The organism is Algiphilus sp. (assembly GCF_023145115.1).
GTDB lineage: Bacteria > Pseudomonadota > Gammaproteobacteria > Nevskiales > Nevskiaceae > Algiphilus.
On record NZ_JAGLEJ010000001.1, the window covers coordinates 25,130 to 50,100 of the forward strand.

Annotated in this window: 19 protein-coding genes; all 19 read right to left on the bottom strand. The window is 68.1% G+C overall.

The annotated features are described in order from the left end of the window. Positions 1 to 108 precede the first annotated feature (108 nt). Entirely contained in the window at positions 109 to 2,385 is a 2,277-nt protein-coding gene (locus KAH28_RS00105) for a TonB-dependent receptor (RefSeq protein ID WP_290573742.1), read from the bottom strand. Positions 2,386 to 2,607: 222 nt separating this feature from the next. Next, positions 2,608 to 3,030, bottom strand: a complete 423-nt coding sequence (locus KAH28_RS00110; protein ID WP_290573744.1) for a DUF3574 domain-containing protein — start codon at positions 3,028 to 3,030, stop codon at positions 2,608 to 2,610. Next, positions 3,030 to 4,103 (bottom strand): purine nucleoside permease, encoded by a 1,074-nt coding sequence (locus tag KAH28_RS00115; protein ID WP_290573747.1) that lies wholly within the window; start codon positions 4,101 to 4,103, stop codon positions 3,030 to 3,032. Before KAH28_RS00115 ends, KAH28_RS00110 begins: the two co-directional genes overlap by 1 nt. After that, positions 4,100 to 5,200 (bottom strand): purine nucleoside permease, encoded by a 1,101-nt coding sequence (locus KAH28_RS00120; protein WP_290573749.1) that lies wholly within the window; start codon positions 5,198 to 5,200, stop codon positions 4,100 to 4,102. The genes KAH28_RS00115 and KAH28_RS00120 overlap by 4 nt, the downstream gene beginning before the upstream one ends. Further along, positions 5,197 to 6,228, bottom strand: coding sequence for an adenosine deaminase (gene add / locus KAH28_RS00125; protein WP_290573750.1), 1,032 nt, complete (start codon positions 6,226 to 6,228; stop codon positions 5,197 to 5,199). The genes KAH28_RS00120 and add overlap by 4 nt, the downstream gene beginning before the upstream one ends. A gap of 154 nt (positions 6,229 to 6,382) precedes the next feature. Next, a complete protein-coding gene (locus KAH28_RS00130; protein WP_290573752.1) occupies positions 6,383 to 7,630 on the bottom strand; it encodes a tetratricopeptide repeat protein in 1,248 nt (415 codons plus the stop codon). Next, the gene (locus tag KAH28_RS00135; RefSeq protein WP_290573753.1) at positions 7,630 to 8,286 is read right to left on the bottom strand and encodes an energy transducer TonB; all 657 of its coding nucleotides are present in this window, start codon (positions 8,284 to 8,286) and stop codon (positions 7,630 to 7,632) included. Before KAH28_RS00135 ends, KAH28_RS00130 begins: the two co-directional genes overlap by 1 nt. After that, positions 8,279 to 8,683: a biopolymer transporter ExbD gene (locus KAH28_RS00140; RefSeq protein ID WP_290573754.1), complete on the bottom strand. Its 405-nt coding sequence runs from the start codon at positions 8,681 to 8,683 to the stop codon at positions 8,279 to 8,281. The genes KAH28_RS00135 and KAH28_RS00140 overlap by 8 nt, the downstream gene beginning before the upstream one ends. Continuing rightward, positions 8,676 to 9,218: a MotA/TolQ/ExbB proton channel family protein gene (locus tag KAH28_RS00145; protein ID WP_290573755.1), complete on the bottom strand. Its 543-nt coding sequence runs from the start codon at positions 9,216 to 9,218 to the stop codon at positions 8,676 to 8,678. Before KAH28_RS00145 ends, KAH28_RS00140 begins: the two co-directional genes overlap by 8 nt. Then, positions 9,211 to 10,584, bottom strand: coding sequence for a MotA/TolQ/ExbB proton channel family protein (locus KAH28_RS00150; protein WP_290573756.1), 1,374 nt, complete (start codon positions 10,582 to 10,584; stop codon positions 9,211 to 9,213). The genes KAH28_RS00145 and KAH28_RS00150 overlap by 8 nt, the downstream gene beginning before the upstream one ends. A gap of 41 nt (positions 10,585 to 10,625) precedes the next feature. Next, positions 10,626 to 11,351, bottom strand: coding sequence for a DUF3450 domain-containing protein (locus KAH28_RS00155; protein ID WP_290573757.1), 726 nt, complete (start codon positions 11,349 to 11,351; stop codon positions 10,626 to 10,628). A gap of 85 nt (positions 11,352 to 11,436) precedes the next feature. Continuing rightward, positions 11,437 to 13,818 carry a TonB-dependent receptor gene (locus KAH28_RS00160; protein WP_290573758.1) on the bottom strand — a complete coding sequence of 794 codons (2,382 nt, stop codon included), beginning with the start codon at positions 13,816 to 13,818 and terminating at the stop codon, positions 11,437 to 11,439. Between the two features lie 373 nt (positions 13,819 to 14,191). Continuing rightward, positions 14,192 to 15,889, bottom strand: a complete 1,698-nt coding sequence (locus tag KAH28_RS00165; RefSeq protein WP_290573759.1) for a bifunctional metallophosphatase/5'-nucleotidase — start codon at positions 15,887 to 15,889, stop codon at positions 14,192 to 14,194. Next, positions 15,886 to 16,773 carry a S1/P1 nuclease gene (locus KAH28_RS00170; RefSeq protein ID WP_290573760.1) on the bottom strand — a complete coding sequence of 296 codons (888 nt, stop codon included), beginning with the start codon at positions 16,771 to 16,773 and terminating at the stop codon, positions 15,886 to 15,888. The genes KAH28_RS00165 and KAH28_RS00170 overlap by 4 nt, the downstream gene beginning before the upstream one ends. Positions 16,774 to 16,775: 2 nt before the next feature. Next, entirely contained in the window at positions 16,776 to 17,939 is a 1,164-nt protein-coding gene (locus tag KAH28_RS00175) for a HupE/UreJ family protein (RefSeq protein WP_290573761.1), read from the bottom strand. A 31-nt stretch (positions 17,940 to 17,970) separates the two neighbouring features. Further along, the gene (locus KAH28_RS00180; RefSeq protein ID WP_290573762.1) at positions 17,971 to 19,488 is read right to left on the bottom strand and encodes an adenosine deaminase; all 1,518 of its coding nucleotides are present in this window, start codon (positions 19,486 to 19,488) and stop codon (positions 17,971 to 17,973) included. Positions 19,489 to 19,513: 25 nt separating this feature from the next. Then, positions 19,514 to 20,956 carry an adenosine deaminase gene (locus KAH28_RS00185; RefSeq protein ID WP_290573763.1) on the bottom strand — a complete coding sequence of 481 codons (1,443 nt, stop codon included), beginning with the start codon at positions 20,954 to 20,956 and terminating at the stop codon, positions 19,514 to 19,516. An 18-nt stretch (positions 20,957 to 20,974) separates the two neighbouring features. Beyond that, complete coding sequence (locus tag KAH28_RS00190) at positions 20,975 to 22,924, bottom strand: adenine deaminase C-terminal domain-containing protein (protein ID WP_290573764.1); 1,950 nt, start codon at positions 22,922 to 22,924, stop codon at positions 20,975 to 20,977. Between the two features lie 80 nt (positions 22,925 to 23,004). Beyond that, positions 23,005 to 24,960, bottom strand: coding sequence for an adenine deaminase C-terminal domain-containing protein (locus KAH28_RS00195; protein ID WP_290573765.1), 1,956 nt, complete (start codon positions 24,958 to 24,960; stop codon positions 23,005 to 23,007). Between the last annotated feature and the right edge of the window lie 11 nt (positions 24,961 to 24,971).

Here is a 24,971-nt window from a genome sequence, read left to right on the forward strand (position 1 = left end):
ATCGCGCCGATGCGCGTGCTCGGTTCGGAGGCGCCGCGCGACGACGGCCCGGGATAGCGGAAGGGCGCCCGGCCGCAGCCGGACGCCCACCGCGTTTCCACACACGACCTAGTACTGCATCTTGAACTGCACGCCGATGATGCGCGGCTCGTTGACCAGGGCCGCCATGTTGTTGATGGAGACGGCGCCGAGCGCTTCGACCTCGTCGGTGCAGTTGCGGCAGAAGCCGGCGACCTCGTACTTGCCGTAGTCCCAGGTGTAGGCGGCACGCAGGCCGGCCAGCAGCAGCGGATTCGACTTCAGCTCAACCGACTCGGTGAGTCCGTAGTTGTACTCGCCGGTGTAGGAAAGGTCGCCGAAGATGTAGAAGCCGTCGCCGTCGCCCATCGGGATGTCGTAGCGCGCCGTGGCGTTGGCGATGAACTCCGCCGCACGCGGCAGCGGATTGCCGTCGATGAGGAAGAGGTTGTCGCCGACCTGTGGATCGAGATTCGTGCAGCCGGCGCTGGCGCAGCCGTTGACCGCGAGATCCGGATCGTCCAGCTCGGTGTCGTTGTAGCTGGCGCCGAAGGTGACCAGCAGGCGCTCGGAGACGTGCGCCCAGAGGTCGAGCTCGACACCCTGGCCGACGGTGGTGTCGGCGTTGAGCAGGCGCAGGATGTTGTCCTCGGTGCCGGCGGCGGTGAGCTGCTGGCCGTCGACCTCGTAGTAGTAGGCGCTGGCGTTGAGGCGCAGACGGTTGTCGAGCAGCTCGGACTTGAAGCCCGCCTCGTAGGAGATCATCTCCTCCGGCTCGGCGATGGTGATGGGCAGATTCTGATCCGGCGCTGCGTAGCTCTGTCCGCGGAAACCGGTGGCAACACGCGCATAGGTCGTGACTTCGGGCGTCAGCGCATAGCTCAGACTGGTATCCCAGCTCACCTTGCTGCTGTCGTCGCTGTCCGAGCGCGGACCGGTGAACTCGGTATTGAAGGCCTCGTCGACCCGGAAGGTCTTGTCGATCCAGGTGTAGCGGGCGCCGAGCTTCGCGGCCAGCCGGTCGGTCAGCGCCAGATCCAGTGCGGCGAAGCCGGCCAGCGACTGCGTCTCCTGCGTGTTGCGCGTGAAGTTGCTGACCGGACCCGAGGGCGATCCATAGGTGCGCGAGATGCCGGTGACCGACTCGTCGAAGTAGTAGACGCCCGCCTGCCAGTCGAGAAAGCCGCCATCGTCGGACGCGAGGCGCAGCTCCTGCGTGATCTGGCGGAGATCGTCGATCTCGCCGGAAGTCTCCACCGGGAAGGCGGTGGCGCCCTCCTCGCCGTTGGTGAAGCCGCCATCGATGTCGCCGCGGCTGAAGTAGTGGTTGATGCCCTCGTAGCCGGTGATCGAGTAGAGGGTGACGTTCTCGAAATCCCAGCTCAGACGGGCATTGGCACCCAGGCTCTTGAGCTCCTGCTCGTTGCGCCCGTCCATCGCCACCTTCTCGATGTCGAAACCGGGCGCGAGGTCATTGCTGCCCGGCAGCACGGTGAACGCGCGGAACAGGCGTGCGGTGCCGTCGAGATCGCGGCCGTGCACGTTGAGCAGAGCGCGGAAGCCGGAGTCGACCGGATCGTAGAGCAGCTGCGCCCGGAAGGCGCGGTCGGCATAGGCACCGTACTCGTCCTTGGTCTGCTTGAAGGTGTCGTCCACCCAGTCGTCGCGGTTCTGCGAGAGGGCGGACACGCGCAGCGCCATCTCGTTGCCGATGGGCGCGTTGTAGACCATCTCGTAGTTGTTGCTGTTGTAGGTGCCGGTGGAGAAGCTGAAGTAGCCCTCCTGACTGCCCAGCACCGGCTTCGCCGACTCCAGCTTGACGACGCCGGCCGGCGTGTTGCGGCCGAACAGCGATCCCTGCGGACCGCGCAGCACCTCGATGCTGGCGAGGTCGAAGGCCGGGAAGCTCTTCAGTGCGGCGTTGGAGAGCTGGATATCGTCGTAGACCAGACCCACCGGCTGCGACGCGAAGGTCGAGAAGTCGGTATTGCCGAAGCCACGGATGTAGAAGCGCGGCAGGCTGCGCCCGTTCGACGATTCGATGACGAGGCTGGGCGTGCTGCCGGACAGGTTGCGGATATCGCTGCCATCGGAATTCAGGGCCTCGACCTGCTGCTGCGGCACCGTGGTGACCGATACCGGTACATCCTTGATGCTCTCTTCGTTGCGCGAAGCAGTCACCGTCATTTCGTCGAGCTGTGTGCGCGAGGGGGCGGACTCCGCGCGGGCTTCGCCCTCGTCCTGGGCAAGGACGGCCCCGGACGATGCCGCCAGCGCACCGCACAGCGCCAGTCGCGCCACCTGCGCGGCGCGGCCACCGATGCGCCGGCGGGCAAACGTGTCACGACCCCACTCTTGATTCGACACCACAACCCCCTTTTTCTCGAAACGGTCTTCTGGAATGCGAACCGCCGCCCGGACAACATCAAATGGAACGTCGGCATCCGTGGGAACGCAACGGCCATGCCATCTCATAACTCGTTGTTTTTACGATGCCTGCCGGCTATGCCCACGATAGGCTGCACTTTACGAATGCAACGTTGCATACATTGAGTGCCGCATGATGCCCCGTGTCGCACCACGAATCGCTCAGAACGACGCGCAGACCGGCGCGGAAACGCGCAGGACCGACTGCTGCGCGAAGCGCTCGCGATACGCCGTGCGCACGCTCTCCACCGCCGTCGACGTGACCGGGTCATCGGCGGCGAGCACGATCAGCACGCGGGATGGCTGACGGATGATCGTGCCGGTTTCGCGATTGCGCCACTGGCCGCGCGCTTCCAGGACGGTGAATCCTTCGGGAAAGCGCGGCGTCACCGTCTCGGCGAGAAAGGCCGACCAGCGCGCCTCGTCGATGATGGCGCCGTCGGACGTGGTCAGGCCGAAGTAGAGCGCGTGGCGCTGCATGATCCGGCCGGCCGCGCATTCCGGCGGGGAGGCCGGCATCGCGGCGCAGGCGCCGACGACCGCCGTCAGGAGCACCGCCAGCGCGCGCATCACGATGTTCCGCACTACCGCTCGCTTCCGGGAACCGTGTCGCGGTACCGCGCCCAGTCGGCCACCAGGGCGGAAACCACCGTGCTGCCCACGCGATAGGCCGCCTCGAGGCTGGGCACGTACGCCGAGTAGCCGTCATCGTCGCGGGCCAGGTTCTCGGCAGCGGTGAGATCGGCCGGCTGGGTCGTGAAGTTCGATCCGGTGCGCAGGATCAGCACGCGGTCGAGATCGGCACGGCCGGCGCGATCGAGATACGCCAGCGACTGCAGGGTGCCGGAGTCCTCCATTGCCGAGGTGACGAAGCGCGCCGCCCCGTCGGTCCAGTAGTCGATCCAGCGACGCGCCCAGCGGTTGAGCAGGGTGCCGTGCCAATAGCTGGTGGCGGACAGGTTGGCACCGATCATGACCTCGGGCGTGCCGCGGGCCGGCGCATGCGCGTCGGCGGTGTAGCGTGCGCGCAGCCGCTTCATGGATTCGGTCTCGTCGAGTGCGATGTCCTCGGTCAGCGCATGGGCCCACGCGAGCAGCTCCGGGTTGAGCTGCCAGACGCGCGCCTCGCGCTCCGGCCGCGGCGGCTCGAAGGGTTCGCGGCGCAGGTAGGGAATGGTGCCGGTGGGCCAGTCCTCCGGCATTTCCCGCGCATCGATCCGGTAGGCAAGGTCGCCGTCCACCACCCAGTCGGTCCACACCGCGCTGCCCACGGTGGTGACCGCCGGGTCGACCCCGGCGATGCCGGCCACCAGCCAGTAGGCGCGCGAGAGGTCGAAGCGCGGGTCGCTGCCCAGCGCCATGATGGTGGCCGCGGCACGCGCCGTGCCCTGTCCGGTGACCACCGCGATGACGCCGCGCTCCGGGTCGGCGAGCACGTCGTGGTGGCCGGCGGGCAGCGGGTATGCGGTGTCGAGATCGAAGCGCTCGCGCCAGAGCTGCAGCTCGCCCGGCGTGTCGCCGCTGTCGGCGCCGACCTCGAACATGCTCACCACGACCACCCGAACCGCCATCGGCTCGGCCGCGAGCGCCGCCGGCGCCGCGAGCGCACCGACGATCGCGAGCAGCGTGCGCGCGCGCTGCCGCCACCGGCGCATCATTCGGCCGTGCCGGGGATGGTGTCGCGGTAGGTGGCCCAGTCCGCGACGATGGCGTCGACCACGCGGCTGCCGACGGCGTGCGCGGCCTCCAGCGCCGCGCCCATGCCGGAGTAGCCGGTGTGCTCGCCGGCGAGGCTGGTGGCGGCGTCGACGCCCTCGGGCCCCATCGTGAAGTTGCTGACCGTGCGCAGCACCAGCAGGCGGTCGGGATCGGCGCGGCCGGCCTCGCCCAGGCGTGTCAGCGCGAGCATGGTGCCGGTGTCCTCCATCGCCGAGGTCACGAACTCGCCGGCACCGTCGCTCCAGTACGCCACCCAGTCGTTGGCCCAGTCGTTCATCAGGCGTCCGTGCCAGAAGGTCATGGCGGCGAGATGATCGCCGCGCATCACCGACGGCGGCTGCCGGGCGGCCTCGTCCGCGAAACGTTCGCGGAACGCCGCCATGTCCTCGGTATCGGGGATCGCGACATCCCGTGTCAGTGCAAAGGCCCAGTCGACCAGGCCGGGATCGAGCCGGAAGTACTGATTGGCCGCCGTGTGCTCGCTCGGTCGCGGCTCCGCGTACGGCGTGCTGGCCTGCAGCGGGACGTAGCCGGTCGGCCAGTCCGCGGGGATCTCGCGCGCATCGAGCTCGTAGGCGAGATCACCGTCGACCAGGTGCTCGGCCCATACCGCCGATCCCAGCGATGTGTCGGCCGGATCGCCGCCCGAGATGCCGGCCACCAGCCAGTACGCCCGGGAGAGATCGAAGCGCGGATCGAGCCCCAGCGCGGTGATCGTCGACACCGCGTTGGCAGTGCCGATGCCGGTGATGACGGCAATGACGCCGCGCTCGGCATCGACGTGCACGTCGCCGTGGCCGGCGGGCAGCGGCATGACCGTGTCGAGGCCCTCGCGCTCCTTCCAGTACTGGAACTCGCCGGGGGTGTCGCCGACCAGATCGCCGATCTCGAACATGGTGACGACCACGGCCTTGACCGAAATCGGCGCTTCCGCGGGTGGCGCCTCGGCCGTTTCCGGAGCGGGCCGGCTGCCGCAGGCGGCGAGCAGCATGCCGGCGGCGCCGAGCAGCGCGGCGTGCGCGAGACCGCGCCTCATGCCGCACCCGCCAGTTCGGCGTCGAGGGCGTCGAGGCCGGCGGTGACGCGGGCACGCAGCGCGCGCTTGTCGCTGTCGTCCAGCCAGGTACCGTCCACCGCATCCAGGCAGAAGCGCCGCACCTGCGCGGGGCCGTAGTCCAGTGCCGTGCACAGATCCACGAACTCCTTCCCGATGTCGGTGTGGAACATGGTGGGATCGTCCGAATTCAGCGTGACCCGCAGGTCGCCGGCGACCATGTCCCGGATCGGGTGATGGGTCAGGTCCGGCCAGCCGTAGACCGTCGCCGTTGCCGTCGGGCAGCAGGTGAAGATCAGGCCCTCGTCGCGGGCGCGCTGCACCAGCGCCGGGTCGCCGAGGATGTGGTAGCCGTGGTCGATGCGCTCGCAGCCCAGCAGATCGAGACAGGTGGCGATGTTCCGCGCCGGAGCGTCCTCGCAGGCGTGGCTGGTCAGGCGCAGGCCGCCCCTGCGCGCCAGCGCGAAGGCCTCGGTGAAGCGCTCGGGCGGATCGGGCGCCTCGGCACCGTCCATGCCGAGGCCGATGAGTTCGTCGGGCCGGTGCGCGAGCACCTGCTCGACCATGGCCACGGCCTCGGCCGGATTGTCCTGCCGGTAGACATCGGCGATCAGCCGGCACTCGACGCCGAGCTCGCGGCTCGCCAGCCGGATACCGTCGACGATGCCGTCCACCACGGTGGCGTAGGCGACGCCGCGGCGGGTGTGCAGGGTCGGGTTGAAGAACATCTCGCGATAGACCAGGCCGCCCCGGTCGCGCCCGTCGGCGAGCGACTCGTAGGCCACGCGCGCGAAGTCCTCGCGATCGATGATGGTGGTGGCGACCAGCCCGAAGATCTCGAGGAAGCCCTCGATGCTGTCGTAGTCGTAGAGCCGGTCGACCTCGCGCGTGGGCAGCGCGATGCCGTGCTTGTCGGCGAGCTCGGCGAAGGTCGCCGGGCGCACGGTGCCCTCGAAGTGGCAGTGAAGCTCGGCCTTGGGCACGCGCCGCAGATAATCCTCGTAGTTCATCGCTGTCTCCGGTGGCCTGGACGGTGCTGCCGCGACAACACCTCCTGCCAGCAGCGGCGCGGGGTGGCGATCGTGCGTACGGGAAAGCTCAGGATGGGCGTGGAGAGGCGCACGGCCTGAGTTTCGGGGGCTGCCGCTTTCCCGTCCGTTTCGATCACGACCCGGCGTCCCGCTGCTGGCGCTTGACGTGGGCAATCCATTGGCGCGCCTGCTGCGCGGTGTCGCGGTATTCGGCGGCACGCGTCATGGCTTCGAGCCCGGCATCCGGCTGTTCCTGACGGATACGGGCCATGCCGAGCAGCATCCAGGCGCGGCCGGGAGAGTCGAGCCCGCCGGCACCGACGGCCGCCTCGGCGCTCTCCGCGACCGCCGCCCAGTCGTCGCGCTGCATGTGCAGGTAGGCCTGGCTCAACAGATACTTGCCGCTGCCGGTGGATTCGGCGAGGCGCTGATACGCCGCGATCGCCTCGTCGTACTGCTTGGCGCTGGCCCAGGCCTCGGCGAGCATCTCGAGATTGCGCTGCGAGCGGCTGATGCGCCCGGCCGCCATCTCCTCCTCGAGCACGCGCGCGGCGTGGTCGGGCAGGTCGATGGCGAAGGCCAGCTGGACCAGGTTGAGCAGCTCGCGCTCGCTCTCCAGCAGACCCTTGCGATGGGCGATGCGCAGGGTGGCGTGCGCCTCGGTGTCGCGCCCGAGATTCATGTAGACACTGGCGAGCTGCCGCCAGTAGGCCGCATTGCCGGGCCAGTGGCGCACCATGCGTTCGAGCACCTGCGCGGCCTCGCCGAAGCGCTCGCCCTCGAAGCAGAGCGCGAGCAGGAGCTGGTAGTACGACTCCTTGGGCGCGTCCTCCAGCTCGATGGCCTTGCGCATGGCGGTGATGCCGGTGCCGTGCTCGCCCAGCTGCGCGTGGATGTTGCCGAGGAGCGCGTAGTCGTCGGCGGCCGGCTCGGCGCCTTCGGTGTCCATCCACGTCGTCAGCGCATCGCGTGCCTCGGCGTAGCGCGCCTCCGCAGCGTAGAGCCGGGCCAGCGCATGCTGCGCGCCGAGCTGCGCCTCGGTGGGCAGCGCCTCCAGCGCCAGCGCCTGCTCGAAGCTGGCGATGCCGGCGTCGTAGTCGCTCTTGCCGAGATGGGCGTAGCCCATCGTCTGCAGCGTGATTGCGCGGTCGTAGTCGCGGTCCTCGAGCTCGTCGAGCAGCGCCTGCATGTCGCTGATGGCGGCGTCGTACTGCGATTCCTCCATCTTCTCGCGCGCATCGGTCAGCTTGTTGTAGGTCGACTGCGCGAGCTTGGGCGGATCCTCCCCGGATTGCGCCCACACCGCTGCGGGCGCGAACGCGAGGGCAATCCCGAGCGCGAGGATGCGGACACCTGCGGGAATGGTGCGGAGCATGTCCATCAACTCGTCTCCAGCGAGAAGCGGATGGTCTGGCGGGCACGGCGGGCGACGCGCTCCCCGTTCACGGTGTGCGCCTGGAACTGCCACCGCGAGAGCGCCTGCACGGCGGAGGCGTTGAACAGCTGCCCCGGCTGGGAATCGACCACCTGGACGTCGGTCACCGAGCCGTCGGGCCGGATGGTGAACTCCATGGTGACGTAGCCCTCCAGCTTCGCCTGCCTGGCACGCCGGGGGTAGACCGGTGGCACGCGCACGGTCGGCACGGCATCGGTGTCGATGCCCACCGGACCACCGCCACCGGCCGCGTAGTCGCCGAGATAGGGCCCGCCCTCGATGTTCATCGGCACATCGATGTTGGGCATGTCGAGCTGCGGCATCTGCGTCTGCGGCCGGTCGACCGTGGACACGGCCTCCGGCGGCGGGGGCGGCGGCTCGTCGGGCGGTGGCGGCTCGTCCGGCGGCTCGCGCCGATCGCGGGTGCGCGTCTCCTGATCGCGATCGAAGCGGATGAAGTTGATCGCGGTCTGCTCGCCTGCCTCGTCGAGACCGGCATCGCGGTTGCTGATCATGGTCATCATGAGCAGGAACAGCGCGCCGGCGACGACGACGCCGCACACCACCGGGAGCAACCCTCTGACGACATTCCGTCTACTCATTTTCCGCGGCGATGGAGATGTTGCTGGCACCGGCGAGGCGGGCCTGGTCCATGGCATCGATCAGCACGCCGGTGCTGGCGCCCTTGTCGGAGACCACGACGACACCCGCTTCGGGGTTCTCGGCGAGCATGCGCTCGACATTGGCACGGACGGCCTGCAGCTCGACCTGGCGGCGGTCGATCCAGATCTCGCCGTTCTCGCGGATGCCGATCAGGATGTTGGCCTTCTGCTGCTGCTCGGCGGTCTCGGCGCTGGGCCGGATGACCTCGATGCCGGTCTCCTTGACGAAGGAGGTGGTGACGATGAAGAAGATCAACATGATGAAGACGATGTCGAGCATCGGCGTCATGTTGACGTCGGCTTCCTCCTGCTGAGTGGCGGAATAGCGGCTACGCATTGGCGGTCTCGTCGAAGAAGGAAATGCGGTCGGCCACGACCTGCGACCTGGTGAGCGCCTGGCGTTCCAGGCGCACGCTGAAGTAGAGCCCGGACAGTGCCGCGACCATGCCGGCCATGGTCGGGATGGTCGCGGCCGAGACCCCGCTCGCCATGGCGCGCGGGTTGCCCGTGCCCATGACCGACAGCACGTCGAAGACCTGGACCATCCCGGTGACCGTGCCCAGCAGACCCACCAGCGGCAGCACCGCGATGACCGTCTTGAGCAGCGGAATGAACCGGTTGAGCTCGATCTCCAGCTCCGAGATCCACGCCTCGCGGATGCGGGTGGAGTACCAGGAGCGCTTGTCGCGACGCTGGCGCCATGCGGCGATGACGGTCTCGAGCTGGCGCGGGTGCTGATAGCGGAAGAACCAGATGCGTTCCACGATCAGCGCCCAGAGCAGCGCGGTGAGCAGCAGGATCACCCAGAGCACGTCGCCGCCCGAGCTCATGAAGTCCTGCATGCTGGTGAGAAGGCGGTTCAGCTCATACATGGCCGTGCGCCTTCTCCGCGTGCGAGGCGACGATGCCGCTGCTCTGGTGCTCCAGCGTCTGGATGATCTTGCGGCTGCGGCCCGACAGCACGCTGTGCAGCAGGATCAGCGGCACGGCGACCACCAGGCCGAGAACCGTGGTGACCAGGGCCTGCGAGATGCCGCCCGCCATCAGCTTGGGATCGCCGGTGCCGAAGAGGGTGATGGCCTGGAAGGTGGCGATCATGCCCACCACCGTTCCGAGCAGCCCCAGCAGCGGGGCCACCGCGGCGAGGATCTTCATGGTGGAGAGCCCGCGCTCGATGGGCGGCACGTCGGCCAGGATGGCCTCGTCGAGCTTGAGCTGGAGGGTCTCGGTGTCGACCTTCTGGTTCTCGTAGTAGGCCGTCAGCACCCGGCCGAGGGGGTTCTCGGTGTTGGGATGCTCGATGTCCTTGCGCTGCGCGCGCATGCGCCGCTCGATGCGACCCAGCGTGACGAAGCGCTCGGCGGCGATGAGCAGGCCGACGACCCCGATGAAGAGCACGACGTAGCCGACCAGCTTGCCCTGCTGGATGCGCTCGAGGAGGTTCGGCTTCTGGATCAGGAGACTGAGAATGGCGCCGCGCGAGGGATCGACCACACCCTCGACCAGGGCGGTACCGGGCTCGGCCTCGGCCACGTTCGCGGCCAGCGACTGGAAGCGACCGGTGGGCTGACGCGGCAGCACCGACAACTCCTGGGTCTCCGGCGAGAACTGCAGGAAGCTGTCGCCGATACTGGCGTTGAACGGCCCGACCCGGGTGACTTCCGCCTGCTCGGCAGCACCGTCGGGATTGACGACCTCGGCCTGATAGCTGGCGATCTCGCCGGAAGCAACCATCTCCTCGAGCAGGGTGGTCCACAGCCAGTCAATCTGCTCGATGGACGGCAGCCGGTTGCTGCTCGCCAGCGTATCGAGCCTGTCGAGACGCTCTGGATACTGGCTCGAGGTGAGCGAGGCGCGGATGGTCGAGCGCGCGTCACCGGCCACCTGCCGGATCACGCCGAAGACCTCGCCGAATTCGCCGGTGCGCTGCTCGAGCTCGGTCTCGAGCTCGGCCAGGCGATCCTCGTTGCCGTCGAAGGCGGTCTGCAGCTCGTCGCGACGGGCACGCGCGGCATCGCGCGCCTGGCGTGCCTCCGCCAGCATGGCCTGACGCTCGTTGACCTGCTCGAGAAAGTCCTCGATGCGCTGCTGGTCGCGCTGCGCCTCCTGCTGGCGCGCATCGCGCAGCTCCTGCAGCAGCGACTGCGTGCTGCCGCCCTGCTGCGCACCGACGGGGAATGCGGACAGCGCCGCAGCGCCGGCCATGGTTGCGGCCATCACGGCCAGGGGCAGTCGCATATCGAACGTCCTTGCAATCAATCGGTCCGTGCGGAGCGGCATCACAGCCCCTCCGGCACGGTCAGCGGCACCTGCAGCAGATCGGGGGGCGCCTGCTCCGAGGCCACCCGCAGTCCGTGCTCGACGGCGGCGCGGTAGCCGTTGCCGAGCGGTTCCCAGGAACCAGTCGCCGGGTTCCAGCGACCGGTCGCCTGACCGTCCAGCGTCTGGTAGAGCAGCGCCACCCGACCGATGCGCAGGAAGCGCACCGAACGCTCGGACCCGTCGAGATCGAGCTTGCCGCGGTAGGTCTCGATGGTCCGGCCGTAATCCATCTCCTCCTGGTAGGTGGCCATGATCTGGCGGAAACGCTCGGCGGTGCTCACGTCGGCGCGATCCATGACCGCACGCAGATCCGCGATATCGGCGGCACGTTCGTCGGCGAGGAAGGGCATGTCGCGCTCGACGAAGGTCTCGAGCGCATCGAGCGCGCGCAGCATCAACGGAACGAAGTCCTGCTGCGTGGTATCGATGGTCTCGAGCTGCTCCTCGATGGAGGTGATCTCCTCCGACTGGGAGGCGACCAGCCGCTCGAGCTGGTCGTTGTACACCGCGAGGCTCTCGGCTTCCTCCTGCGCGGCGCGATACTCGGCGAGCATCGCGCGCGCCTGCTCGGAGAGCTCGTCGATGCGGCGCTGGGTCTGCTGACCGGCCTCGTCGATCTGCTCCTGCAGCTGACGGGCACTGTCGAGCTCGTCGGGGAATGCCGGGGTGGCGGCAGCCGTCATCAGGACGGCTGCCGCGACCGGCCGCAGCATGGCGTGATTACACATGGGAAACCGCACAGTGGGGTCCTCCTGTCGGGATTGGGAATCAGCCGAAGTCGTAGCGGAGACGGAAGTCGACGGTCCGCGGCAACTCGGGCAGCACCACGACGTCGCCGAAGATGTCCGGGAACAGCGACCGGAAGTAGCGCTCGTCGAGGGCGTTGTTGACGGTGAGCTGCGCGCTCCAGTCGCCGAGCGTGAGACCCACCTGCGCCGTGACCAGATAGGCCTCGGGCAGCTTCACGGTCTTGCCGGCACCGGAGAACGTGTCTTCGTAGTAGGTCACGCCGAGCGAACCGTCCCAGTTCTTCCAGCGGTAGTTGCCGAAGAAGCTGTAGACCATCTCCGGCACCCCGACGCGCTCGCGGGCGATATCGCCGGTCAGGCTGGTACCGATGGTGCCGCCGTACTGCTGGGCGGGATCGAAGCCGCTGATCGCCGGGCTGGCGAAGACGAAGCGCGGGTTGGCCGGGTCGTACACCGTCTCCTGATTGGTCACCGCACCGGTGAAGCTGAGGTTGTCGGTGGGCACCCAGCGGATCTCGAGTTCCTGGCCGGTGCCGCGCGTGGCGAGCACGGTCAGCGTCTGCGTGCTGAAGCTGCTGCGCTCCTGCTCGTAGTCGGCGAAGGCAACGTAGAGACGGCCGTTGAAGAAGGTGCCCTTGACGCCGTACTCGACCAGCTCGGAGGCGTCGAGCGCTCCGGTCTGGATGACCGAGGGCGACACGCCGCCGGTCTGGTTGGTGATCAGCGTCTTCTGCTCCGAGGTCGTGAAGTAGGGCCGGATGCCGAAGGGCAGCTGGTAGCTGACGCTGATGTTGTAGGAGCTGCCCTGCAGGTTGTCCTGGAAGAAGGCGTCCTGATAGCCGACGATGGTTTCCTCGCCGCCCTCGCCGACCTCGGTGATGGGTCGGTCGGAGACACCGTCGCCGTCACCGTCGACGGCACCGTTCTCTACCGCCTCGAGATCGATGTAATCCCAGCGCCAGCCGAGCAGGATGTCGAGATCGTCGAACAGCGTCAGATCGGTGAGCAGCGCGACGCTCGGATTCCAGAAGTACGAGGTGTGGTAGTTGTTCCACGGATTGACCGAGGAGCTCTCCAGCGCCGTCACCACGCGATCGTTCGGCGTCGCCCCGCGCGAGAGGTCGCGGCGGTCGAGATACTCCCAGTCCGAATCGCTCTTGTCCTCGGCCCGGTAGTAGCGCACCGCCGGTGCGAACGCGCTGTTGGCACTCAGCCAGCCGAAGTCGGCGGTGTGCTCGACGATGAACTTGTCCTCGACGGAGAGCGCGTTGTTCTCCTGCGAGAACGCGTAGGTCGCCATCTTCTCGCGGTTGAGGAAATCGACGAAGACCTTGTTCTTGAAGGTCAGGCTCGGCGAGTGGTTGACGATGATGTCGAAGAAGACGGCAAGGCTGTCCGACTTGATGCCGTCCAGCGAATCGACGACGACGTCACGACCGCTGATCTGCACTTCCTCGACCGTGGCCGGATCGAGCGCGAACTGGTCGCCGAGCTCGCCGCCGTTGCCGCAGCACGGCGAGAACGCGAACAGGTTGCCCCCGGCCAGGATGCTCGCCGGCGTCATGCGGTCGCCGTCCGAGAGGTCGACCAGCGGCACGCCGGCGAGGTAGGTGCCGTTGTCGATCAGGTCCTGGGTGATGCGGTTCCAGCCCGCGATCTCGGTGCCCTCGTAGCGCTGATACTGCTGGCCGAAGGTGATGCGGGTGGTGGGGCTCAGATCGAAGTCGAAGGTCGACTGGATGATGACCTGGTCCTGGAAGCTGTTGTTGTAGTAGCTGTCCGAGTCCTCGAACATGCCGTACACGTAGTAGCCACCGGTGTTGCCGGCGATGGTCACCGGGCCGCCGACTTCGGCGGTGGAGATGAACTTGCCGTACGAGCCCACCGTGCTGGAGACGCTGCCGGCCGGCGTGTCGAGATAGCGACCGGTCTCGGCGCGGGCTGACTTCGGGATGAAGTTGAGATACCCGCCCACCTTGCCGGGCCCGAAGATCGGCGACGACGGGCCGCGCACGACATCGACGCGGTCCGATGCCGCGATCGGCGTCGGATAGTTGCCGGGGTTCTCGATGCGCTTCATGCCCCGGAAGTAGGTGTCGGCGGGAGACCCGCGCACATCGAGACTGCCGGCGACACCGAAGAAGGAGCTGGTGTAGGCACCCGGCGAGAACTTGACCAGGTCGTTGATGTCCTCGGCGCCGTACTGGTCGAGCAGCTCGGCGCTGATCGACGTGGCCGCGCGCGGCGTCTCGAGCAGCGTCTTGCCGGTACCGAAGATCGAATCGACCGGCTCGGTGGGAATGACGCTGAGGTCATCCTGCACCTGCTCGGTGGTCACGTATTCCTGGAGCTCGCTGACGTCCGCCTCGGACTCGGCACTCTCCGATTCTTCCTGGGCCATGCTCGCCACCGGCCATGCCATGCAGGCCAGAAGCACGAACCAGGGGAGACCCCCTACGCGGCCACTGTTGCCGCCCAATCGTGAAACGCCCATTGCTTACACCCCTCGTCTGTAGTCTCGATATGCGCCGCCGGAAGCCGCCCTGTGACGCGCTTTCGCCGGTGCCCGGGTCCATCAGACGCAATGGCCGTGCCACTTGTATACAGTATTGTATTCACTGAGATTTCGCCCCGACTGCTGCGCTGCACCACGAGCCGCCGAGCCAATTGTGTTCAACGTTGTGTGCAATTGCACAAGGAGTGTGCAGCCGGGGCGCGACGCGAATGCAGTGGTGCACGAAGGGTCGCCTGCCCACGCGAGCGCGGGCGGGCGCTCAGTGCTGCCGACGGACGCGCGCCCCGGACGGCGGTGACAGCGGCGAGTGCGCCGCGAAATAGGCACCCAGCGCCGGGACGTCGCCCGGCCCCCGTGCCATCAGCGGGGCATCGGTCAGCACGCCGAAGCCGTCACCGCCGCCGGCCAGATAGCTGCTGATGACCACGCGATAGGTAGCGTCGTCGTCCAGCGGGCGACCCGCCACCCGCACCGATCCGGGTACCACCGCACCGCTGCCGGTGCCGTTCGAGTGCCACGCGTACGACAGCCCACGCGACACCTGCAGCAGCTCGGGCGCACCATCTTCGCGCCACTGCTGCGCCAGCAGCGCGCGCACCTCCGCTCCGCTCAGCGTCACCAGCAGCAGCTCGTCGCCGAACGGCTGCACGCGCAGCAGATCACCGTGGCTGACGACGCCGGTGCCGCCCGCGAGCAGCGACGCCCGGACACCGCCGATGTTGACCACCGCGAAATCCGGGTCGTGGGCTGCCATGGCGGCGAGACGCGCGTCGGCGACCACGGCGCCTATCGCAGTCATGCCGCCCGCGTCCGGCTGCAGCGTGAGATCGGCGGTGATGCGGCCCACCGGCCGGTCCATGATCGGTGCGGCACGCATCCGGTAGGCATCGACCATGGCCGCGATGGCCGGATCCGGCCGGTACGACACCGCGCCGCCTTCGTGCGCCACCGCGATGTTGCGCGCCGACCGTCCCGCGAGCGCGCCGCTGGCGGGGTCGAATCGCAGCCGGATGCGGGTCAGCCAGCGACCGTATTCGCCGGCACTGGTGATGAGGCGCCCGTCGCGCTCGCAGACGTAGACCTCGTGGGTGTGTCCGGAGACGATGATGTCGTAGGCCGGATCGAGTGCATCCAGAACCGGCACGAGCGCCCCACCGAGATCGGGACAGTCGCCGTCCGCCCCCTGCCCCTCCGGCACCGCACCGCCCTCGTGCAGCAGCAGCACGATGGCGTCCGGGTCGGCGGCGCGGAGCGCCGGAAGCAGCGCGTTTGCGGTTTCCGCGACAGGCTTGAAGCGCACGTCCGCGACCGCCTCGGCCGTCACCAGTGAGGGGGTCTCTGCGAGCACCAACCCCACGAAGGCGATACGCAGATCACCGCCGCCGTCCAGCGGGACGGTCTCGACCGCGAAGGGCGGAAACAGCGGCATGCCGGAATCACGCTCGACGACGTTCGCCGACAGATAGCCGAAGCCGGCACCGTCATAGGGCCCGAGCGCACAGCTCTGCCGCGGCGTCTCCTCAGTGACCGCGGCACAGCCGCCGTTCTGCAGCCGCCGCAGCGCATCGGTGCCGGCATCGAACTCGTGATTGCCGACCGCCGTGTAGCGCAACCCGAGCCGGTCGAGGAAGGCGATGGTGGGCTCGTCGTGGAACAGTCCCGACACCAGCGGTGAGGCCCCCACCATGTCGCCCGCGCCCACCACCACGGTATGCCGGTGCTCGGCACGCAGCGCATCCGCCAGTCCGACCACCCAGGCCGCACCGCCGCGATCGCCGTCCGCGCCGTCCGCGCCGTCCGGCGGGTCGAGATAGCCGTGGAAGTCGTTGATGGCGAGCAGCTGGACGGTAACGGGCCCGGTGTCTGGAGCCCCGGCATCGGGCGACCGGTCGACGGCGCATCCGGCAGCGGCGCAGGCAGCGAGCAGGAGCGCGGCCGGGCACCTGTGCGGTGTCACTGTGCGTCCCGACCGGCCTGCGCGAAGGCCTCTTCGACGGCCGCGGCGAGCCGGTACCCGGCACGCAGCAACTGCACCGCAACCACCGATTCCGCCGCCTGCCGGTAGCGCGCATCCAGCACGTGGACGCCGTCCGGACCCGGCTCGGGCAGCGCGCCGTAGCTCCAGCGCACTGCCAGCGAGAAGGTCTCGCGCGCCCAGTCACGTGCGTCGCCGACTGTCCCCACGGGCAGCACCGAGGCATCGGCGCCCGCCAGCAGTGCCTGCGCGAGTGCCCGGGATCCGCCTTCCGCGGGCGGCAGGAAGACCGTGTCCCAGTAGTGGTGCAGATTCGCCGCCTCGTGTCCGGGCAAACGCACGGTCTTGTCGTTTCCGCCGCGGTCGTCATCGTTCGCGGAGTGCAGCGGCTGATGCAGATCGCCCACGAAATGCAGCAGGAACATCAGGGCCAGTCGCTGCTCGGCGAGCGGCGTGGCGGGGTCGGCCAGCTCGGCGCGGAACTGCGCGATCTTGTCGACCACGCAGGACTGCTCGGGCGCCTGCGACGCGGCCATGCCCTCGGGCACCGGGGGATGGCCGAAGCAGGCCGCTTCCAGATCCGGTTCCCGGATATCGAGATTGGTGAAATGCCAGCTGAAGGTGTGGGCCCAGTCGTCGTCACCGTCGCGCACGCGGTCGGCCCAGGTGGCGGCTTCGGCCATGCCGGCGGCGTCGGTGTCGAGCAGGCTGGTGGCGCGCGCCAGGGTCTCCGCATCGAGTCGGGCGATGGCGATCCAGGCGACGGTCTCGTGGCCGACGCGCCCCCACGCCGCCGCGGTGTCGACCGCGAGCAGCGCCGTCAGGGCGATCAGGAGCCGGGTCGAGCGCTGTACCGATGCCGACATGGTCAGTAGAGCAGCGTGCGCTCGACGACCCAGTAGAGGCCGACCAGCGCGATGAACAGGGAGCCCGGCACGACGACGAAGGTGCGGTAGCGCGGGTGATGGCGCGCCCATCCGACCGCGAGCATGGCCAGCGCCAGCACCGCCAGCTGTCCGATCTCGACGCCGACGTTGAAACCGAACAGCGCCGGCAGGAACTCGGCCCGGGTCAGTTCCAGATCCATCAGGGCGCCGGCGAAGCCGAGCCCGTGCAGCAGGCCGAAGCCGAAGACGACGGCGAAGCGCCACCGTCCGGTCTCGCGCCCCAGCAGGTTCTCGAAGCCGACGTAGACGATGGACGCCGCGATCAGCGCCTCCACCCATCGCGACGGGAGCGACACGACGCCGTACAGCGCCAGCCCCAGGGTCAGCGAATGCGCCACCGTGAAGCCGGTGACCTGCCAGAGCAGCGGCTTCCACCGGATGCTGTAGAGGAAGAGGCCGAGCACGAAGACGATGTGATCGAGTCCCAGCGGCAGGATGTGGATGAAGCCCTGCGCGATGAAGCGCCCGACGACGGTGGCCGCCGGATCCGCGCTGGGCAGCGGCCCTCCGGCCTCGCCCCCGGCTGCGTCACTGCTGCCGATGCCGCTGAGCGGCACCGGATCGCTGCCCTCGCCGTAGGTGAGCCAGCGCGTGCGCTGATGGCCCGCGGCCGGGTTGCGCGTGACCAGCACCAACGGGTAGCGCATGGTCAGCTCGGGATCGACGGTCAGCGTGAACGTGCCGGCACCGCGCGGAATCACGCCCTGGAGCTCGAACTCGGTGCGCTTGCGCTCCCAGTAGTCGCGGAAGCCGGCGAGATCGAGGTCGGGATAGGCCACCGCCTGCACCACCGGACGCACCGGGCGCTCGTCGAAGCGGAAGGCGATGGCGTCGAGGAGCTGCTCGGTGAGCGCGACACGGTCGGCGTCGTCGGCCGGTGCGGTTGCCAGACGGTGATAGGTCTCGGGCGACCCCACCACCGAGGTGAGGTCGCTCTTGAGGGTCGCGGTCCAGGTCTGGTCGGGACCGAGCGTGACCTCGAGGTGCGTGTAGTCGAGCGGATGCGCAACGGCATTCGCCGACATGCCGAGCAGCAGCAGCGCTGCCCAGCGCCAGCCTCCGAGCTTCCCTTTCAAGCGTGCCATGTCGCTCCGTCGTTGCCGTTGTCCGTGGCGATCAGTCGAAGCTGATGCCGAAGGTGCGCTCGCCGTAGGTGTAGGTCTCCGCGTCGACCTTCGCCAGCTGTGCCTGCCAGTCGTCCGAGTAGCGCTTCTCGAAGTCGGCAATGGCGCGGTCGTAGCCTTCCAGCAGCTCGGCCTTGAGGGCATCGGGCGCGAAGGAGTGCTCGAGGCCCATGCGGCTCACCGCGACGACCTCCTCCCAGCTCAGATCGAAGTACTTGATGGCGGTGAAGTATTCGTCGGTCATGTTGGTGTCCCACATGCCGCGATCGTCGGTGTTGAGATTCACCGGTATGCCGGTACGCAGATACTCCGGGAAGGGATGCTTGGTGAGATCCGGGGTGTATTCCAGCAGTTCGTTGCTGATGAGCTGGATCTCGACCAGATAGGGTCCGTGCCGCATCAGCAGCATGGTGTCGGGGTCGGTGATGAGATCGACACCGTGGCCGATGCGGTCGGCGCCCAGCAGCAGGGTCTGGCGGACATGCTTCGAGGGCTCGTCGACCTCGCCGGCGTGGATGGCCAGCCCGACACCGCTGTAGGTGCGGCGCATCTCGCGATAGGTGTCGAGGAAGCGCAGCGGGTGCCCCTTGTCGTTGTCCTCGCGCCCGGCCATGTTGATGCCCACCCACAGGTCGTCGTACTCGTCGACGAAGGCGTAGGTGTCGCGCAGATCCTGCTCGGCATCCGGCCGGTAGCGGCCGATGGTGTAGAGGAAGCGCACCGCGACGCCGGTGGCCTGCGCATCTTCCTGCGCCATGCGGTCGCGGTACATCTGCACGACATCGGCCGGCGGTATGGGCTCGCCCTTCGGCGTCACGAAGCCGCGCGCGCTCGCCTGCAGCTCGAGATAGCGCACGCCCTCGGCGCCGAACCGCTTCATGTTCTCGACCAGCAGCTCCGTGATGATGTACGGATTGCGCCGCAGGTCGGCGATGCGCTCTCCGGTACGCTCGAAGAACTCCCAGCGCCCTTCACCGGGCTTGTCCAGGCGCAGGCTCGACAGCCAGTTGCGCTTCTCGTCGGCGTCGAGGTCGGCCAGCAGCTCGTACTCGCTCTTGCGACAGTCGCTGAGCGATTCGTAGTGCGACGTCTGGATGGTGTGGTAGTAGATGAGATAGGGCTCACCGGGATCGACCGGCTGGCGCATGGCCTCGCGACAGTCGGCGATCGATGTCTTGGTGTAGTACTCGTAGCCGCCGTTGCGCTCGGTGTCGACCGCCACTTCGTACCACCATTCCGGACGGTTCGAACCGCCCAGATGGTTGTGCAGATCGGCGCCCTTGGGAAGGTCGTAGAGGAAGCGATACAGCTCCTCCGGCGACGCCTCGTCCTTGATGGTCTCGAACAGCGCGCCGAAGTCGTCGGATGGCGGCGGTGCCGCCTTGCCGGCGGAGCCGGCGCCGCTGGACGCGGTGTCCGGACCGCCACCGCCGCAGCCGACCAGCGAGAGGCCGAGAAGGGCGACCGCGGAGGGCACCCGGAGGGCGCCGAAGGTGTTCATGAAGATCATGCGGGTACTCCCTTGCGCGAAGCGCTCAATCGAAGGACAGGCCGAAGACGCGTTCGCCGTAGGTGTAGGTCTCGGGCTCGACATCCGCCAGCGGCGCGGTCCAGTCGCCGGAGTAGCGACGCTCGAAGGCGGCGATGTCGCTGTCGTAGCTTTCCAGCAGATCGGCCTTCTCGTCCTCGGGCGCGAAGGAATGCTCCAGCCCCATCCGGCTGACCGCGACGACTTCCTCCCAGCTCAGATCGAAGTGCTTCACGGCGGTGAAGTATTCGTCGGTCATGTTGGTGTCCCACATGCCGCGATCGTCGGTGTTGAGGTTCACCGGTATGCCGGTACGCAGATACTCCGGGAAGGGGTGCTTGTCGAGATCCGGGGTGTACTCCAGCAGCTTGTTGCTGATGAGCTGGATCTCGACCAGGTAGGGCCCCTCGCGCATCAGCAGCATGGTGTCGTCGTCGGTGATGAGATCGACACCGTGACCGATGCGCTCGGCCCCCAGCAGCAGGGTCTGGCGGACGTGCTTGGAGGGTTCGTCGACCTCGCCGGCATGGATCGACAGATGCACATCGCTGTAGTCGCGCCGCATCCTGCGATAGGTCTCCAGGAAGCGCAGCGGATGCCCCTTGTCGTTGTCCTCGCGCCCGGCCATGTTGATGCCCACCCAGCGGTCGTTGGCATCGACGAAGGCATAGGCGTTCTCCAGATCGGCCTCGGCGTCGGGCGAGAAGCGCAGCACCGTGTACAGGAAGCGCACCGTGACGCCGGTGTCCCGCGCGTCCTTCTGCGCCAGGCGGTCCTCGTAGAACTGCACGCCCTCCTCGACCGGAATGGGCTCGCCCTCGGGCGTGACGAACCCGGCGGCGCCGGTCTGCAGCTCGAGATAGCGCACACCCTCGGCGCCGAACCGCTTCATGTTCTCGACCAGCAGCTCGGTGGTGATATGCGGATTGCGGAACAGCTCGCCGATGCGCCGCCAGGTCTTCTCGAAGAACTCGTAGCGACCCTCGCCCTCCTGGTCGAGACGCAGACCGGCGATCCACATCGCCTTCTCCTCGTCGTCGAGCCCCGTCATCAGCTCGTATTCCGACTTCTGGCAGTCGCTCAACGATTCGTAGGTCGATTCCTGGATGGTGTGGAAGTAGATCAGGTACGGGTTGCGCTGATCGACCGGCTCGGCACGCGGACCCGGGCAGTCCTCGATGGCGGTCTTGGTGTAGTACACATAGCCGCCGTTGCGCTCGGTATCGACGGCGAGATCGAACCACCATTCGGAGCGGCTCGAGCCGCCCAGATGATTGTGGATGTCACCGCCCTTGGGCAGATCGTAGAGAAAGCGGTAGAGCTGCTCGTCGGTGGCCTCGTCCTTGATGGTCTCGAAGCGCTCCGAGAAACCGGCCGCGTGCGCGACACCGGCAAGCACCGAGAGGGCGACGACGGCGCCGCGTCCGAATGCGGGAATGGGGGTCATCATGTCGTGCTCCTTGGAACGCTACTCGGCTGCCCACGCCACGGCGTGGGTCTCGCCGGTGATCAGATTGACGAAGCCGTCCGGATTGCCCTCGTAGGGCGCCACCAGCACCCACTTCCAGGGCGAGGCGGTGAGGAAGGCGGCGATCATGCGGTGCGGCCACCCCGGGTTCTCGCCGTGCCACTCCATGCGGTCGGCCTGGTCGTACATGGCCTCGATATCGGCGGCGACCTCCTGGGCGGGCCGCTGCGACATCAGGCCGCCGATCTCGTAGCGCACCGAGGCAACCACCTTGTGCTCGCGCACCAGCGCACAGCCGCCATCCATCTCGGCGACCTTGTTGGTGGCCATCGCCATCGCGCGGTCGCTGCTGCCCACCGACCAGATGTTGTGCAGGTCGTGCGCCACCGAGCAGCTGGCCGCCGAGCCCGGGGTCGTCGGCCCGATGTTCTGCCAGAACATCGCCGATACCGCACCCTTGCCCTGATAGCGGTCGGTGAGACCGACCTTGCTGATCGACTGGGCCTCGTCGCGCAGCACGTTGCCGTCGGCATCGACGTCGAGGGTCGCGGTCATGAATTCGTCCTCGAAGTAGAACGGTTCCAGCAGCGCCACGGTGGCCTTGTCGGTACCGGCCGGCACGCGCACCGCGAAGTCCTCGGCGACGATCTCGCGGCCCACGTTCATGGTGTCGTGTGCCCAATCCGGATACTCGATCTCCGGAATCGGGCCGACATACTTGCCGTCGTCACCGACCAGCTCTCCGTCCGCGTAGACGTCGGTGATGGCGACCTTCTCGGGGTCGCTGAGCAGCACGATGTCGGCGGAGCGCCCGGGCGCGATCGCCCCCACCTGGTCCTCGATGTGCCAGTGGCGCGCCGGGTAGTAGCTCGCCATGGCGTAGGTCGCCTCCAGCGGCGCTCCGGCGCGCAGCGCCACCTTGATGTTGTAGTCCATCGTGCCCAGCTTGAGCGAGGCGAGCGCGTCCCGGTCATCGGTGGTCACCGACATGTTGGACCAGTCCTGCAGACCCTTCTCGAGGAAATAGGGAATGGACACCTGCAGGGCATCCGGCTTGAGCTCGAGGAAGACGCCGCGGCCCATCTTGTCCCAGGCTTCCTCGGCGAGCCGGATGGAGTGATCGCTGGACAACCCCGCCGCCGCGAAGCCGTTGATCTCCGGGAGATCGACGAGCCCGCTGCCGTGACCCTCGATGACGGCGCGCGCATCGCGCGTGGCCTGCATGGTCTCCCACAGCCGCTGGTAGCCGGGGTTCTCGGGGTCCCACACGGCCGGCCAGTCCATGACCTCGCCGAGACCGGCGACGCGCCGGTCCTTGGCCAGCATGTCCTCGACCTCGTCGTAGCCGTAGTAGCCACCGCCGACCTCGTAGGCGGTGGGCGGCGTCGCCGAGCCGATGGCGGTGTAGACCTTGAGCGGCGAACCGGCGTCGCGCGCCATCTGCCAGAAGTCCGCGTTCTGCGGACCGGCCACGTTGGAGAACTCGTGCGAGCCCTCGGCGATCCAGGTGGTGCCCTGCGGCAGCACCATCGCCGCTTCGTACTCGGGCGTGACGTGGCTGCTCTCGATGTGCTTGTGCGACTCGCCGAAGCCCGGCACAGCCCACTCGCCCTCGGCATCGACCGTCTTCGCCGCCTTGCCGCCCCATTCGCCGCTCGGACCGACCCACGCAATGCGCCCTTCGGCGATGACGATGTCGTGGTTCTCCATCCACTGCAGCGTGTAGACATTGAGGACCTTGGCGCCCTTGATCACGAGGTCCGCCGGTTCCTTCTCCAGCGCCACCAGCACCAGCTTCTGCCGCGCCTGTGTCTCGGCATCGAAGGTGAACGGTTCCGGCTTGTCGTACAGCGTCACCGTGCCGGCATCCTCGGCGGTGGCGGCGCCCGTGGCCGCCGCCCCCGCCAGCATGGCCGCCATCAGCGCGGTCGGGGTCTTTCGGTTCGTCATTCGCATCGTCGTCGCTCCTAGCGTGCTTGCCGGCACGCGCGACTGCGCATGCCCGTGGTGCTTCGATTGGTGTGCCGCATCTACTCGGCCGGCCAGGCCACCGGGTGCGTCTCGCCGGTGGCGACATTGACCAGCCCTTCGGGATTGCCCTCGTAGGGCGCCACCAGCGCCCATTTCCACGGCGATGCCGTGAGGAAGGCGAAGATCATCCGCTTGGGCCAGCCGGGCGCTTCGCCGAGCCATTCCATTTCCTCGGCGGCGGCATACATGGCGTCGATCTCGTTGGCGACTTCGCGCGCCGGCCGCTGGGTCATCAGGCCGCCGATCTCGTAGCGCACGGATGCGGCGACTTCGTGCCCGCGCACCAGCGCGCAGCCACCGCCCATCGCGGCCACCCGGTTCGTGGCCATGGCCATGGCGCGATCGCTGTTGCCCACCGACCAGATGTTGTGCAGATCGTGGGCCACCGAGCAGCTCGCCGCCGAGCCCGGCGTCGTCGGCCCGATGTTCTGCCAGTACATCGACGAGACCGCGCCCCTGCCCTGGTAGCGATCGGTCAGACCGATCTTGCTGAGCGGCTGATCCGGGTCGAGCTGCACCAGGCCGGATGCGTCGACCGGCAGCTGCGCGGTCATGAAGTCCTCGCCGAAGTAGAAGGGCTCGAGCACCGCCACGGTCGCGGTCTCGGTACCGGCCGGAACGCGAATGGCGAAATCGTCGGCGGTTACCTCACGGCCGACGTTCATGGTGTCGGTGGCCCACTCCGGATACTCGATTTCCGGAATCGGGCCGACATACTTCCCGTCGTCGCCGACCAGCATGCCGTCGGCGTAGACATCGGTGATGGCGACCTTCTCGGGGTCGCTGAGCAGCACGATGTCGGCATAGCGCCCCGGGGCGATGGACCCGACCTGATCCTCGAGATGCCAGTGGCGCGCCGGGTAGTAGCTCGCCATGGCGTAGGCCGCCTCCAGCGGTGCGCCCGAATCGAGCGCCACCCTGAGGTTGTAGTCCATGGTCCCGAGCTCCAGCGACGCCGAGGCATCGCGGTCGTCGGTGGTCACCGAGACGTTCGACCAGTCCGCCAGTCCCTGCTCCAGGAAGTAGGGGATGGCAACGCGGATGGTGTCCGGACGCAGCTCCAGGAAGATGCCACGTGCCATCTTGTCCCAGGCCTCCTTGCCGACCTGGGTCTCGTGGTCGCTCGACAGGCCGGCCGCGGCCATGCCGTTGATCTCGGGCAGCTCGGTGAGACCGCCGCCATGGCCCTCGATCACCGCACGCGCATCGCGCGTGGCCTGCATGGTCTCCCAGAGCCGCTGGTAGCCGGGGCTCTCGGCATTCCAGATGGCGGGCCAGTCCATCACCTCGCCCAGGCCCGCCACGCGCCGGTCGCTCGCCAGCATGCGTGCGACCTCGTCATAGCCGTAGTACCCTCCGCCCACCTCGTAGGCGGTGGGCGGCGTCGCCGAGCCCAGCGCCGGATAGATCTTCAGCGGCGAGCCGGCGTCGCGCGCCATGAGCCAGAAGGTCGCGTTGTGCTCACCCGAGACATTGGAGAATTCGTGCGAGCCCTCGGCGACCCAGGTGGTGCCCTGCGGCAACACCATCGCCGCCTCGTACTCCGGCGTGAGATGGCTGCTCTCGATGTGCTTGTGCGACTCGCCGAAGCCCGGCACCGCCCACTGGCCCTCGGCGTCCACCGTCTTCGCCGCCTTGCCGCCCCACTCGCCGCCGGGGCCGACCCAGGCGATGCGGCCCTCGGCGATGACGATGTCGTGGTTCTCCATCCACTGCAGCGTGTGCACGTTCAGCACGGTGGCACCGCTGATGACCAGATCCGCCGGTGCCTTCTCCAGCGCCACCAGCACCAGCTTCTGCCGCGCCTGCGTCTCGGCATCGAAGGTGAAAGGCTCGGGCTTGTCGTACAGGGTGACGGTACCCGGCCCGGCGGCGCCGGCAGGCGACGCCAGCATCACCGCGCAGAGCAGGGCCGCTCGGGCTGCGGTTGGCGTCACCGTTCTCATCGATCGCATCGTTCGTGCTC

Excerpts from the sequence above, each read along its gene's own strand:
- KAH28_RS00115 (WP_290573747.1), bottom strand. The coding sequence starts at position 4,103 with ATGATGCGCCGGTGGCGGCAGCGCGCGCGCACGCTGCTCGCGATCGTC.
- KAH28_RS00120 (WP_290573749.1), bottom strand. The coding sequence starts at position 5,200 with ATGAGGCGCGGTCTCGCGCACGCCGCGCTGCTCGGCGCCGCCGGCATG.
- add (WP_290573750.1), bottom strand. The coding sequence starts at position 6,228 with ATGAACTACGAGGATTATCTGCGGCGCGTGCCCAAGGCCGAGCTTCAC.
- KAH28_RS00130 (WP_290573752.1), bottom strand. The coding sequence starts at position 7,630 with ATGGACATGCTCCGCACCATTCCCGCAGGTGTCCGCATCCTCGCGCTC.
- KAH28_RS00135 (WP_290573753.1), bottom strand. The coding sequence starts at position 8,286 with ATGAGTAGACGGAATGTCGTCAGAGGGTTGCTCCCGGTGGTGTGCGGC.
- KAH28_RS00140 (WP_290573754.1), bottom strand. The coding sequence starts at position 8,683 with ATGCGTAGCCGCTATTCCGCCACTCAGCAGGAGGAAGCCGACGTCAAC.
- KAH28_RS00145 (WP_290573755.1), bottom strand. The coding sequence starts at position 9,218 with ATGTATGAGCTGAACCGCCTTCTCACCAGCATGCAGGACTTCATGAGC.
- KAH28_RS00150 (WP_290573756.1), bottom strand. The coding sequence starts at position 10,584 with ATGCGACTGCCCCTGGCCGTGATGGCCGCAACCATGGCCGGCGCTGCG.
- KAH28_RS00155 (WP_290573757.1), bottom strand. The coding sequence starts at position 11,351 with ATGACGGCTGCCGCCACCCCGGCATTCCCCGACGAGCTCGACAGTGCC.
- KAH28_RS00160 (WP_290573758.1), bottom strand. The coding sequence starts at position 13,818 with ATGGCCCAGGAAGAATCGGAGAGTGCCGAGTCCGAGGCGGACGTCAGC.
- KAH28_RS00170 (WP_290573760.1), bottom strand. The coding sequence starts at position 16,773 with ATGTCGGCATCGGTACAGCGCTCGACCCGGCTCCTGATCGCCCTGACG.
- KAH28_RS00175 (WP_290573761.1), bottom strand. The coding sequence starts at position 17,939 with ATGGCACGCTTGAAAGGGAAGCTCGGAGGCTGGCGCTGGGCAGCGCTG.
- KAH28_RS00180 (WP_290573762.1), bottom strand. The coding sequence starts at position 19,488 with ATGATCTTCATGAACACCTTCGGCGCCCTCCGGGTGCCCTCCGCGGTC.
- KAH28_RS00185 (WP_290573763.1), bottom strand. The coding sequence starts at position 20,956 with ATGATGACCCCCATTCCCGCATTCGGACGCGGCGCCGTCGTCGCCCTC.
- KAH28_RS00190 (WP_290573764.1), bottom strand. The coding sequence starts at position 22,924 with ATGACGAACCGAAAGACCCCGACCGCGCTGATGGCGGCCATGCTGGCG.
- KAH28_RS00195 (WP_290573765.1), bottom strand. The coding sequence starts at position 24,960 with ATGCGATCGATGAGAACGGTGACGCCAACCGCAGCCCGAGCGGCCCTG.